Annotated in this window: 9 protein-coding genes and 1 pseudogene; 7 read left to right on the top strand and 3 right to left on the bottom strand. The window is 66.8% G+C overall.

The window, feature by feature from the left end; genetic code table 11:
• The first annotated feature begins 4 nt into the window (after positions 1–4).
• The 6 genes from E0W60_RS28400 to E0W60_RS28425 all read left to right on the top strand — a co-directional run bounded on the left by E0W60_RS28400 (position 5) and on the right by E0W60_RS28425 (position 8,116).
• Entirely contained in the window at positions 5–2,107 is a 2,103-nt protein-coding gene (locus E0W60_RS28400) for an acetate--CoA ligase family protein (protein WP_135706385.1), read from the top strand.
• A 68-nt stretch (positions 2,108–2,175) separates the two neighbouring features.
• Entirely contained in the window at positions 2,176–2,979 is an 804-nt protein-coding gene (locus E0W60_RS28405) for an alpha/beta fold hydrolase (protein ID WP_240746062.1), read from the top strand.
• A gap of 12 nt (positions 2,980–2,991) precedes the next feature.
• Entirely contained in the window at positions 2,992–4,326 is a 1,335-nt protein-coding gene (locus E0W60_RS28410) for an MmgE/PrpD family protein (RefSeq protein ID WP_135706386.1), read from the top strand.
• Between the two features lie 73 nt (positions 4,327–4,399).
• Positions 4,400–5,344 carry a tripartite tricarboxylate transporter substrate binding protein gene (locus E0W60_RS28415; protein WP_167884628.1) on the top strand — a complete coding sequence of 315 codons (945 nt, stop codon included), beginning with the start codon at positions 4,400–4,402 and terminating at the stop codon, positions 5,342–5,344.
• A 78-nt stretch (positions 5,345–5,422) separates the two neighbouring features.
• Complete coding sequence (locus tag E0W60_RS28420) at positions 5,423–6,226, top strand: IclR family transcriptional regulator (RefSeq protein WP_133096980.1); 804 nt, start codon at positions 5,423–5,425, stop codon at positions 6,224–6,226.
• A 366-nt stretch (positions 6,227–6,592) separates the two neighbouring features.
• A complete protein-coding gene (locus tag E0W60_RS28425; RefSeq protein WP_135706388.1) occupies positions 6,593–8,116 on the top strand; it encodes a 3-hydroxyacyl-CoA dehydrogenase in 1,524 nt (507 codons plus the stop codon).
• 205 nt (positions 8,117–8,321) lie between these two features.
• Here E0W60_RS28425 and E0W60_RS28430 read toward each other — a convergent pair.
• From E0W60_RS28430 to E0W60_RS28440, 3 genes and pseudogenes are all read right to left on the bottom strand, one after another.
• Positions 8,322–8,685: pseudogene (locus E0W60_RS28430) on the bottom strand (DUF308 domain-containing protein); the annotation flags it as partial.
• Between the two features lie 74 nt (positions 8,686–8,759).
• Positions 8,760–10,190, bottom strand: coding sequence for an amidase family protein (locus E0W60_RS28435; RefSeq protein WP_135706389.1), 1,431 nt, complete (start codon positions 10,188–10,190; stop codon positions 8,760–8,762).
• Between the two features lie 76 nt (positions 10,191–10,266).
• Positions 10,267–11,280, bottom strand: coding sequence for a Bug family tripartite tricarboxylate transporter substrate binding protein (locus tag E0W60_RS28440; protein ID WP_240746063.1), 1,014 nt, complete (start codon positions 11,278–11,280; stop codon positions 10,267–10,269).
• Positions 11,281–11,453: 173 nt separating this feature from the next.
• On the opposite strand from E0W60_RS28440, the gene E0W60_RS28445 reads away from it, so the two are divergent.
• Positions 11,454–12,368, top strand: a complete 915-nt coding sequence (locus E0W60_RS28445) for a LysR substrate-binding domain-containing protein (protein WP_133098028.1) — start codon at positions 11,454–11,456, stop codon at positions 12,366–12,368.
• The last annotated feature ends 436 nt before the right edge of the window (positions 12,369–12,804 follow it).

The following is a 12,804-nucleotide window of genomic DNA, read 5'->3' on the forward strand; positions in this document are numbered from 1 at the left end:
CACCATGAATGCGATCCAACGACTTGTCACGCCGCGCAGCGTTGCCGTGATCGGCGCTTCCGCCGATCCTGCAAAGACCGCCGGCCGCCCAGTTTCCTACCTGCGCAAGCATGGCTTCAGCGGGGCGATCTACCCGGTCAACCCCAAGGTCGAATCGATCGACGGGCTGCGCTGCTATCCCGACATTGCCTCGCTACCCGAAGTGCCCGACGTCGGCATCGTGCTGCTGGGCGCCGAGCGTGCGCACCTGGCGGTGCGCGACCTGGCGGCGCGCGGCGCGGGCGCGGCCATCGTGCTGGCGAGCGGCTATACCGAGACCGGTGCCGAAGGCGCGCGGCGCCAGGCCGAACTGATCGATGCGGCCGGCAGCATGCGCCTGCTCGGGCCCAATACCATCGGCCTGGTCAACCTGACCGACAACATCCCGCTGTCGGCGAGCGGCGCGCTGGAAATGGACCAGTTCCCGGCCGGCAGCATCGGCGTGGTGTCGCAAAGCGGCGGCATCCTCGGGGCCTTGCTGTCGCGCGCCGCGGCGCGGGGCATTGGCCTGTCCAAACTGGTTTCCACCAGTAATGAAGTCGACCTCGACCTGGCCGACTTTATCGATTACCTGGCCGATGACGAGGCCACCCGCGTGATCGCGCTGTATGTTGAGAGCGTGCGCAACCCGGAAACGTTCCGCCGTGCTGCCCTGAAGGCCGCGCGCGCTGGCAAGCCGGTGGTGGCGTTCAAGATCGGCCGCTCCGAGAGCGGCGCGCGCGCAGCGGTGTCGCATACGGGCGCGCTAGCCGGTGCGGATCGGATGTACGACGCGCTGTTCGAACAGGTCGGCGTGATTCGCGCGCAGACGTTCTCGGACCTCCTTGACATGCCCGCAGCCCTGGCTGCCGGCCGCAAACTCACCGGCAATCGCGTTGCGATCCTGACCTCGACCGGGGGCGCAGGCACGCTGGTCTCCGACAGCTTGGGCGTGGCCGGCTTCGAGACGCCGGCACCGGACGAGGCGACCGCGACGAAGCTGCGCGCGCTGCAGAAGGGCGACCACGCCGCGCTCGACCGCAACCCGATCGACGTCACCCTGGCCGGGCTGCAGCCTGACCTGCTCCGCGCCGCGATCCGCATCCTGCTCGAGAGCCCGAGCTATGACGCGGTGGCAGTGATCGTCGGCTCGTCCAGCCTGGCGATGCCGGACCTGATGGCCAATGCCATTCGCGACTGCCTGCCCGACAGCGACAAACCGGTGATTGCTTACGTGAGCCCGCATGCGCCCGAAGTCGCGTCGCTGCTGAATCGTCGTGGCGTGCCGGCGTTTTCCGCGCCGGAGGCGTGCACGGTGGCGATCGATGCGATGCTGCGTGCCGGCAAGCTCCGCGCGGTTGACGAAGCGGGCACCCCCACGCTGCCGTTGCCGGATCTCGGCGCCTATGGCACCGGTTCGATCGACGAAGCCGCGGCCAAGACCTTGTTCGCCGGTTTCGGCGTACCGGTCGCAAAGGAGGTGGTGGTTGCCGATGGCGTCGAGGCCACGGCGGCGGCGCAAGGCTTCAGCGGCAATGTCGTGCTGAAGATCCTGTCGGCCGAGATTACCCACAAGAGCGATGTCGGCGGCGTGGCCGTCAATGTCCCGCCGGCAGAGGTGGCAAGCCGGCTGGCAAGAATGGCGAGCGATGTGCAGTCGGCCACGGGGATCGCGCCCCAACGCTTCCTGGTGCAGGAAATGGTCAAGGGCGGCGTCGAAGTGATTCTCGGCATGCACCGCGACGCGCTCGGCACCGCGATCCTGCTCGGCATGGGCGGCGTGACCGCGGAGCTGTTCGGCGATACCACGCTGCGTCTGCTGCCTGGCGAGGGGGGGCTGACCCGTGACGCCGCGCTGGCGATGATCGGACGCCTGAAGACCGCCCCATTGCTGCAGGGCTTCCGTGGCCGGCCGAAGGCGGATGTGGACGCGCTGGCCGAGGCGATCGTCGCCTTCTCGCGCATGGTCGCCACGCTTGGCGATCGGCTGGTCGAGGCCGAGATCAATCCCGTCTTCGTCCTGCCCGAAGGGCAGGGTGTGGTGGCCGCCGATGGCGTGGCGGTACTGGCGGGCGCCGACAAGCCCTGACGAGGCCCTGGCATGTGCGGCGAGCGCGGCGGTACGTTGGTGACTTCGGTCGATGGCTGCGAGGTCATTTGGCGAAGCTTTGGCGATGGCCCGGCGACCGTGCTGCTGCATGGTGGCCATGGCAACTGGCGGCACTGGACGCGCAATATCGGGCCGTTGTCCCGCAACCGCCGGCTGCTGGTGCCGGACATGCCGGGCTTGGCGATTCCGGTGCGGCGCCGCGCGCCGACCTGCCGGGACTCGTCGATGTCCTGGCCCGCTCGCTGGCCCGCTTATCGATGGACCAGTCGCTGAACCGTATTGACTTGGTGGGTTTTTCCTTTGGCGCGCTGGTGACGGCGCACCTTGCGACCCATGAGGGTCTTGGCGAAATCGAAGTCGGCCGCCTGGCATTGCTCGGGCCGGCCGGCCACGGCGGTCCGCGCCGCATGACGCAGGCGCTGGTCGACTGGCGCCGCTGCCTCGATCCGCACGCGCTTGCCGCGGCGATGCGTCACAACCTGGCGGCATTCATGATCGCCGATCCGGCCGCCATCGACAGCGAAGCCGTGGCCATCCACACGCGTGCCTGTCGCGCGACGCGCTTCCATAGCAAGTCGATCTCGCGCGCGGGCGGATTGCAGCAGGCGCTTGCACACTTTCCCGGCCCGGTATTGATGATCTGGGGCGAAGCCGATGTGACCATGTCGCCGGCATCGATTGCCGGGATCGCCCGCGACTCGCGGGACGCGTCAGCCGGCGCGCCAGCAGTCAGGGTCCGCGTGGTGCCGGGCGCCGGGCATTGGGTCCAGTACGAGGCCCACCAACAAGTCAACGGGCTGCTGCAGGATTGGGTGCAGCAGTCCCCCCACATGCTGGCGCAGGCCGGCTGAGGAGAACCCATCTTGAACGCAACCGAGGCCTTTGGGCCGTTCTTCAGCACAGTCAAGGCAGGGCCGCTGCCCGCCGAGGTGCTGCATCATGCGAAGCGCGCGCTGGTCGACTGGCATGCGGCGCTGTTTCCGGGCATCGGCACCGATGCGTTCCAACGCCTGCAAAGCGTGCTGGAAGAGGAGCTTGGCCGCGGCAACGCGACGCTGCCAATGGGGCAACGTGCCACGGCGCGCGCCGCGGCGCTACTCAATGGCGCTGCCGCCCACGCTGCGGAGATCGACGACAGTTTCCGTGATGCGATGTACCACCCCGGTGCCGCCACCATCGCCGCCGCGATTGCTGCGGCACAGGACGTGGGCGCCAGCGGCGAGACGTTGCTGAAGGGCGTCGTCGTCGGCTATGAGGTGTCAACGCGTATCGGCGTCGTGCTGGGCCGGGCGCACTATCGTTTCTGGCACAGCACCGCCACGGTCGGCACCTTTGGCGCGGCGGCCGCCGCGGCGTTCATCTATGGCGCGAACGAGGAGCAGCTTGCCCACGCGCTGGCGACTGCGGCCACTTTCGCCGCCGGACTGCAGCAGGCGTTCCGCATGGACTCGATGTCCAAGCCCCTTCACGCGGGCCGGGCTGCGGAGGGCGGATTGCTCGCCGCCCGCGCCGCCATCGCGGGCATCACCGGTTCGCTCGATGTGCTCGACGGTGAGACCGGCATGGGGCACGCGATGTCGGACGGCCCTGACTGGAACGGGCTGGCATCGACCCTTGGGAAAGACTTCCATATTTGCCGGCTGACCTTCAAGAACCACATTGGCTGCGGCCATACCTTCGCCGCCATCGACGGTGCGCTGGCGCTGAAAGCGAAGCTGGGCATCGAAACGGCCCAAATCCGTCGCCTCCGCGTCGCCACCTATCGTCCGGCGCTGGATATCGCCTGCTATCTCGACCCCAAGAGCGAGAACGAAGCCAAGTTCAGCCTCAAGTTCATCGTCGCCGCCGCCCTGGTGCATGGCAGCGTGCGCCTGTCGGCATACACGCCGGAACGGCTGTGGGACAGCGAGACGCGCCGGCTGATGGCCTGCATGACGGTCGAGGTCGACCCTGAGATCGACGGCCGGTTTCCTGGCAAGCGCGCCGCAAGGGTGGAGATCGAAACCCGGGACGGTGCCACGGCAGACTACCTGCAGCCGAATCGCAAGGGTGATCCGGAGGATCCGCTGACCGACGACGACCTTGACGGCAAGTTGATCGAACTGGCATCGCCGGTGATAGGTACCGATGGCGCGCGCCGGCTGGCGCAGAAGATCTGGCACATCGACACGCAGCTGGAGGTCAGTCTGTTTGGCTGACTAATGGAGGCCCAGCGCCGAGGAGATCAGGATCATGCTTAGCATTCTTGCCATAGGTCGACTGCTGTTCGCCATGCTGGTGACGGCGTTGCCGATCATTCCCCTGGCCGCGCACGCGCAGCCCTACCCGGCGCGGCCGGTGCGCATCATCGTGCCATTCCCCGCAGGCGGGGGCACTGACGTGATCGCCCGCTCGCTGGGCGATGAATTGTCGCGCGGCATGGGTAAGCCCTTCATCGTTGAAAACAAGCCCGGCGCCGGCTCGGTCATGGGCAATGACCTGGTCGCCAAGAGTTCGGCGGATGGCTATACGCTGCTGCTTACCACCAGTGCCTTTTCTATCGTCGCCAGCATTGGCATCAAGTTGCCGTATGGCGGCATCCAAGCCTTCGAGCCGGTGGCGCTGCTCGGCCGCGCGCCAAATGTGGTGCTGGTTCGCAACGATAGCCGAATCCGCTCGGCGGCAGATCTGCTGCGCGATGCCAAAGCCAATCCGGGCAAGCTGACCTATGGCTCGGCAGGTAACGGGACGTCGGTGCACCTGGCAGCCGAGTATTTCCAGTCCTTGGCTGGTATCCGGCTCGTGCACGTGCCATACCGTGGCTCAGCACCTCAGTTCGCCGACCTGCTGGCCGGCCATATCGATGTCGCGTTCGCGACGATGGCCAGCGCCGCAACGCTGATCCGCGACGGGCGCGTGCGGGCGCTGGCCGTGACCTCGCCCGCGCGGTCCCCGGCTTTCCCGGAGGTGCCTGCCGTCGCGGAGGCTGGCGTCAAAGGTTACAGCGCCGAGGTCTGGTACGGCGTCTTCGTACCGAAGGGAACGCCGGCGACGGTGGTCGCCGCGCTGCATCGAGCCATCGCCCAGGCATCTGCCGGTGGCGCGTTCCGCGAAAGGCTGGCGCGCGAAGGGGTGGTGGGCGGCATTGGTTCGCCACAGGATCTTTGCGCCACTGCCGAGCAGGAGGTCAGTCGTTGGCTGCAAGTGGTGAAGGACAAGGAGATCCGCATCGAGTAGCATTGCCCGCAGCCCAACATACGCAGGCGCCGGGCGCCGACTTCCAGAACGGTCACTGGCCCGCAGTGACTCCCTGCTATGCCGAGCAGCATCGTCAACATCGAACGGATCAAACCAGGCCAAGGCAAGGCGACGCCCAACCGCTCGCTAGAGCGTGGCATTGCCGTACTACGCGCCTTTCGCGCCGGCTCGTCCATGCTCGGCAACAGTGAAATTGCCGAGCGCACCGGCTTGTCCCGCTCCACAGTCAGCCGCCTGACGCAGTCGCTGATAGAGACCGGCATGCTCGAGTATGTCCCGCAGTTCCGGGCCTACCGGCTGGGTGTGCCGGTCCTCAGTATGGCGCATGCCATGCGCGACGGCTCGCAGGTTCTCAGGGTCGCGGCGCCGATGATGGCCGAGGTTGCCATGCGTCAGAAGATCAATGTCGGACTGGCGGTGGCGGAGGGCGACGAGATGATTTACCTGGAGTCGTTCCGCTACAACCGGCGCCAGTCACTGCGTACGGTGGTGAGCGGACAGCGCATCCCGATGGCGCTGACCTCTCTCGGCCGCGCGCACCTGGCAACGCTGTCACCGGAGGCTTTCAGTGCGATGATGAGGGTCATGGCCGACAAGTACCGCGGCCGCGGCTGGGGCGCACTGCGACGGGAAATCGATGCTGCGGTGTGCTCCGTGCATGAGAAGGGCTACTGCGTTGCGTCATGGCAGCCTCAGGTCGTGGCCATGGCAACACCAATGCGCTTTGACGAGTATACGGCCCATGTATTGAACGTCAGTGTATCCACGCAGCAGGATGCCGGCGCTATCGAGGCGGCGCTGGCCAAGCCACTGATGGAACTTGCGGCAGCGATACAAGCGCGGATGCTTCGGGGAGAGTAAGGCGTCGACGCGGTCGCCTTATTGCCACGTTCGCTAATACCTATAGCAAATTTTAAAAGGGGAGGTAAGGATGGGGTCAGACCGCCATTGCAGTGGGCCGTTCACGCTGCCCGACGAGATTGGCGTTGCAGAGGGTAACGCATCAAATTGGTTTCGATACCTTGCAGAATTGAAGGGCTTCCCGCCCGTGAGTGTCACCACACCGGCCTGACGTGGCTCGGCACAGATCCAATTTCAATGGATGGAATTGAGCGGGTGCGCGGCGGCTCCATGAGAGTTACTCTCCGCCATCATGGGAGACTGCAGCCCTGGGTTGCCCTTCTAGTGCGGCCATCGGCCACTCTCCGACTCAAACAGAGCGTCTCTATGAACTCTTCTGACATCAACACCCTTGGCATCGTCGGCACCGGCGCCATGGGCCGGGGCATCGCGCAGATCGCCGCGCAGGCAGGCCTGACCGTCAACCTGTACGACGCCAACCCGCAGGCGGTGGAAGCCGCGCGCAAGTACCTGCAGGACACGCTGGCCAAGCTCGCGGACAAGGGCAAGCTCAGCGCCGCCGACGCCGAGGCCACGCTGGCCCGCGTCAAGCCCTGCGGTGCGCTGGAAGACCTAGCCGGCTGCGACATGGTGCTCGAAGCCATCGTCGAGAAGCTGGAGGTCAAGCGTGACCTGGTGGCCAAGCTCGAAGCCATCCTGCGCGAAGACGCCATCATCGCCTCGAACACCTCGTCGCTGTCGATCACCGCGATCGCGGTCGGTTCGAAACATCCCGGCCGCATCGCCGGCTACCACTTCTTCAACCCGGTGCCGCTGATGAAGGTGGTCGAGGTCATCGATGGCCTGTCGGGCAACCCGGCGGTGGGCGACGCGCTGATGGCGCTGTCGCGCCGCATGGGCCATACGCCGGTGCGCTGCAAGGACATGCCGGGCTTTATCGTCAACCATGCCGGCCGCGGCATGAATATCGAGGGCCTGAAGGCGGCGCAGGAAGGCGTGGCCGGATTCGCCGACATCGACAACATCATGCGCGAGCAGGCCGGTTTCCGCATGGGGCCGTTCGAGCTGATGGACCTGACCGGGCTGGACGTGTCGCACCCGGTGATGGAATCGATCTACAACCAGTTCTACCAGGAGCCGCGCTACCGTCCGTCGCCGATCACCGCGATCCGCGCGGTCGGCGGGCTGATCGGGCGCAAGGCCGGCGCCGGTTTCTATGCCTATGCCGATGGCCAGAAGCAGGTGCCGGCCGCCGCCGCGGTGCCAAGCGCGCGCCCGTCGAGCGTGTGGGTCAGCCACGCCAGCGAGCGCGGCCACGCCATGGTCACCAAGCTGCTGGGCGCGCTCGGCGTGACCCCGGAAGGCGGCAACCAGCCCTCGGCCGACGCGCTGATCATCGTCACGCCGCTGGGCCTGGACGCCACCACCAGCGCGCTGCAGCAGGGCCTGGACCCGGCCCGCACCGTTGCCATCGACACGCTGCTGCCGTTCGAGGCCACCAGGCGCCGCACGCTGATGACCACGCCGGCCACCAGCGCCGCCGCGCGCGACGCCGCGCATGGCCTGTTCGCCAGCGACGGCGTGCCGGTCACGGTGATCCGCGACTCCGCCGGCTTCGTTGCCCAGCGCGTGCTCTGCTGCATCATCAACATCGCCAGCGATATCGCGCAGCAGCGCATCGCCACGCCGGCCGACATCGACCTGGCCGTGAACCTCGGCCTGGGTTACCCCAAGGGCCCGCTGGCGCTCGGCGACGCGGTCGGTCCGCAACTGGTGCTGGAAACGCTGCGCAACATGGAAGCGGTGACCGGCGACATGCGCTATCGCCCGAGCCCGTGGCTGTGGCGCCGTGGTGGCCTGGGCCTCTCCCTACTGACTGTCGAGGCGTGATTTCAGGTGATCTCGACGAGCACATCAAGGATAGGCCCGTACTCGTAAGTATTTCGTCGAGCCGCATCACGGGCCGTCGCAAGCCGATGACGAAAGACCGTTCGCGGTAGGAGGACGGACATCCGTTGGCGCACGCCGAATGTCGCAAAATGGCCGACAACTGCCGTCCAAGCAAATCGGGCCGCCCCCAGCCGGCCACGGCTCCTTAGCGCGACTCCTGCGCCGACCCCTGCGAAGACCCACGCCCATCCCTGCCGTGAAACACCCACCCCCACGCAAACGGCCTCGGATCGACCAACGTGCTCATTGCCCGCGCGTAGTCGAGCATCAGCCCCGGCGTCCACGCCATCGTCGCCGCACGCTTGCGTAAGTGCGCAGCTACCCAGAGGTCAGTCGTCCAGCAGGCGGAACAGTGGCCACCAGCCGATGAGGCATGCCCACACGCGCGCGGCGCCGCCTTCCAGCGCGGCGTCGAGCGCGTGCGCCACAGTGCTGGAGCAGTTGCGGTGCATGAGGTTGTAGGTGGCATTCTGGCGACACTCGTCCCAGAATGCACGCTCACGGCAGGGCCAAGCGCCCGGTCACCGCTGCGCCGCATGCCCATAAGCTTCCGATGCGGCTCGAACACGGGGCGCTCCCTCAGTCAGGACCGGTTAGCCCGCATCTCGGCCAGCCCCGACCAGCCGGCGCACCGTTCGATGGCCTCGCCAGCCGCCAGGCAAAGCGCCTCCTGGAAGCGCCCCGCCACCAATTGCACACCCATCGGCGTGCTGCCTGCCATGCCGGTCGGCACCGACAAGCCCGGCAGGCCGAGCATGGCCGGCGCCAGCAGCGGGCTTTGCGCGTCCAGGATCTCGCGCATGGCGGCATCGCCCTGCTGGTCCGCGTCGACCGCAAACGGGCGCTGCCATGAAACCGGCATCAGCAGCAGCGGATATTGCGCAAGAAAGAGCTGCCAGTCGCGCAGCAGGTTGGAGCGCAGGGCCAGGGCGTCCATATAGCCCACGAGATCCAGATCCGGGGCCAGCCGGTACATGCTGCCGAAGGCGCGGCGGATTGCGTCATCGCCGTCGGTCTCTACGGCTTGCCGTACGCTGGCTTTGGTCTCGTTCATGGTGAGTGCCAGCCACAGCTCCGCTGCCTCGGTGAAGCGCGGCGGTGCGGCTTCCTCGACCGTATAGCCGGCCTGTTCCAACCATCGTGCCGCCTGCGCGACCGCAGCGACAACCTCGGGGTCGGCGCGGTAGCCCGGCAGCGAGGTACATACGGCCACTCTTGTACCAGGCTTGTAGGCATTGGCCGGCTGGGCAGCATCCAGCGGCGCGGGCGTCCACCACGGATCCCTGGCATCGGCCGCGGACATCGCCGCCAGCGCCAGGCGCAGGTCCGCCACGCTGCGCGCGAGCGGCCCCTGCACCGAGGTCATGTGCATGCCGATGGTGCGCTCCCGCGACTGGGACGGATTGAACGCCGGCACCCGACCGAAGCTCGGCCGCAGGCCTGCCACGCCGCAGGCATAGGCCGGATAGCGGATCGACCCGCCCTGGTCGTTGCCGTGCGCCAGCGGGCCGATGCCGGCCGCAACCGCTGCCGCCGCGCCGCCGCTGGAGCCACCGGGTGTACGCGTGGCGTCGTAGGGATTGAGCGTGCGGCCGTGCGGGGCGTTGTCGGTGAACCAGCGCATCGAGAACGCCGGCGTATTGTTGCGGCCGATGATGATGGCGCCCGCCTTGCGCAGGTTGGCGACCGCTGGGCTGTCGGCAGTGGCCACGGTGCTGCGGTAGGCCGCTACGCCATTGGTAGTGGCGCGCCCCGCCTGGTCCACGTTCACCTTGATCGTCACGGGCACGCCGTGTAGCGGGCCCACCGGCTCGCCGCGTGCCAGCATGGCATCGGCTTCGGCGGCAGTGTGCAGGGCCTCGTCGGCCAGCACCTCGACCACCGCGTTGAGGCGGGGGTTGACGTCGTCCAGCCGGGCCAGGCAGCTTGCCGCCGCCTCGCGGCACGAGATTTCCCGGGAGGCGATATGCCGCGCGAGATCGACGGCGCTCAGGCGCCACAGTTCGTTGCTCATGGATGGTCCGTTGTGGTTGTGGATGCGATGCAATCGGTGATGCGCACGGCTGCCCGGCGCGGCGGCAAGCGCGCGATCAGTCGGCCTTGATGCCGGCGCGCCTGACGGTGGCGCCCCAGCGGGGCACCTCGCTGCGGATCAGGCTGGCAAACGCCTCGGGCGTGGAGGGCATGGCCTCGATCGACAGCGCGGCATTCGCCTTGACCACGGCGGGATCTGCCAGGGCCTTGTTGAGCGCAGCGTTGAGTTTGCGGATGACGGGCATGGGCGTACCCGCCGGCGCTACCAGCCCGCCCCAGGCCACCACCTCGAAGCCCTTGATGCCGCTCTCGTCCACGGTGGGCACCTGCGGCAGCACCGGCACGCGCTGCAGGCTGGTCACGGCCAGCGCCTTGATCTGCTTGCCGGCAATGAACTGCTGGATGCCCGAGACGTTGTCGAACATCACATCGACCTGGCCGTTGACCATGTCGCCCAGCGCCTGCGCGCCGCTCTTGTAGGGCACATGCAGCATCCTGATGCCGGTGCTGCCCTGTACCAGCTCACCCGCCAGGTGAGCGCCCGAGCCGATGCCCAGCGACCCCATCACCACCTTGCCGGGGTGCTGCTTCGCGTACGCGACCAGCTCGGCAAGGTTGTTGGCCGGCAGGTCCTTGCGCGCCACCAGCACATAGGCGTTGCCAATTGCCAGACCAATCGGCGCGAGATCCTTTTCCGGGTCGTAGGGCAGCCTGGTGTAGAAGGTGCGGTTGACGGCCAGCGTGACCATATTGCCGTAGCCGATGGTGTAGCCGTCGGCGGCGGAGGTGGCCACCAGTTGGGTCCCGACGATGCCGCCGGCGCTGGGCCGGTTGTCGATCACCACCGGCTTGCCCAGTTCGCGGCCCATCGCCTCTGCGATCGGGCGCAGCGCCACGTCCACGCCCGCACCGGCCGCATAGGGCACCACCATCTTGAGTGGCCGCTCCGGCCACTCGGCCCGCGCCAGCAGTGGCGCGGTGCATAGGGCTGTTATCGCCAGGGCGGCCATTGCCCGCACGGCGAAACGGGTGACGACCGGTCGTTCTGTCGGGGTGCGCGTCTTCTCCATGTGTCTCCTCGCTGTTTTCTTTGCATTGGCATGGGGTTCGCAACAAGGCTACGCAGATAGAATGAAAGCCAAAAGACGCTAAATTCTTTGTGATGACAACTCAGGGTTGTCGTCATTATCGCCAGCAAGCGCAAGACATCCCGGCCCATGGACCGGGAAGCGAGGGAGACAACGTGAAGGACCATCACCTGAAGGCCTGGCTGAGCCTGGTGGAGACCGGCAGCATCCGCGGCGCGGCACGCGGCCTGCACCTGAGTCAAGCCGCCATTACCAAGGCCATCCGCGAACTGGAACAGGACCTGGATGCGCCGCTGATCGTGCGCAGCTCGCGCGGCGTGACGCTGACCGAATGCGGCCACCAGCTCACCCTGCGGGCGCGGCTGGCGCAGGCGCAGCTTGCACTGGCACGGCAGGACATCCGCCAGTTGCAGGGCGGCAAGCAGGCGCACGTATCGGTAGCGGTCACGCCGATGGTCTTCCTGAGCCTGCTGCCCGACGTAATCCGCGCCTTCCGCAAGCGCATGCCGCTGGCCGAGCTCACGCTGGAAGAAGGCATGATGCCGCTGGTGCTGCCCGCACTGCGCGACGGCACCGTCGACTTTGCCGTCGCCGCGCCGGGACAGCAGGCCATTGGCAGCGAGTTCGTCTTCGAGCCGCTGCAGACGCTGGAGATCATGGTCGCCTGCCGCCGTGGCCATCCGCTGGAACACGCGACCGAGTGGGAACAACTGCTTGAATGCGAATGGCTGATGCATCTGTCGCCAGGCAGTCACCACACCTATATGCTCGACCAGTTGCGGGAGGCTGGTATTCCCGTGCCGGCACGGATCATCAAGGCCAATACCTTTGGCGTGAGCTGGAACCTGATGACGCGCAGCGATGCGCTGCTTTCATGTCCGGCCGGGCTGCTCGGCGTGGAACCGTATGCGCAGCAGGTTAGCCGGGTCCCGTTGCGGATGCCGTTGCCGCCGATCACGCTGGGGATTCTGACGCTGCGGGATACGCCGCTGTCGTTGGCGGCGGAGACTATGGCGGAATTGTTCAGGAGGGAAATTGCGGTGAATGGAGAGAAGCTGGCGACGGGATGACGGGTTCAGGACTCGGCTGCAACAGCATCGAGCGAACCATCGGCAGTGCGGATTGTGCCGACGGTTCGAGCTGCCAAATCAGTCAGCGAAGCAAACTTTGGCTGAGAGCTGATCGAGCTGGGATTTGACCATTACCAGCAGGCAGTGGGTGCCGTGGATTTCTTCCGAGTGATCGCTTTGGGATTCCAGGAGGAAGAGGATGCCGGAGAGGCTGGCGCTGAGGTGGTGCAGGGCTGATGGAGGGCGTCGATAGGATGTTTCGCACTGTGCAATTTGCGAATGAAGTCCCAAGAGTGGAAGGCGCACCTCTCCGCTAGCGGATCTTGATAGCTTCCGGGCGCAAGACCGGCTTATCGCCAGAGAATGGTGACTGTAGAGCGCCACGAAGAGCCGTATGGCAATCATTCGCGAAGAATTGGCATATGGCGGCTTGCGA

The sequence above is a fragment of the Cupriavidus oxalaticus genome (genome assembly GCF_004768545.1).
Taxonomy (GTDB): Bacteria; Pseudomonadota; Gammaproteobacteria; order Burkholderiales; family Burkholderiaceae; genus Cupriavidus; species Cupriavidus oxalaticus_A.

Excerpts from the sequence above, each read along its gene's own strand:
- E0W60_RS28400 (WP_135706385.1), top strand. The coding sequence starts at position 5 with ATGAATGCGATCCAACGACTTGTCACGCCGCGCAGCGTTGCCGTGATC.
- E0W60_RS28425 (WP_135706388.1), top strand. The coding sequence starts at position 6,593 with ATGAACTCTTCTGACATCAACACCCTTGGCATCGTCGGCACCGGCGCC.
- E0W60_RS28415 (WP_167884628.1), top strand. The coding sequence starts at position 4,400 with ATGCTGGTGACGGCGTTGCCGATCATTCCCCTGGCCGCGCACGCGCAG.
- E0W60_RS28440 (WP_240746063.1), bottom strand. The coding sequence starts at position 11,280 with ATGGAGAAGACGCGCACCCCGACAGAACGACCGGTCGTCACCCGTTTC.
- E0W60_RS28435 (WP_135706389.1), bottom strand. The coding sequence starts at position 10,190 with ATGAGCAACGAACTGTGGCGCCTGAGCGCCGTCGATCTCGCGCGGCAT.
- E0W60_RS28420 (WP_133096980.1), top strand. The coding sequence starts at position 5,423 with ATGCCGAGCAGCATCGTCAACATCGAACGGATCAAACCAGGCCAAGGC.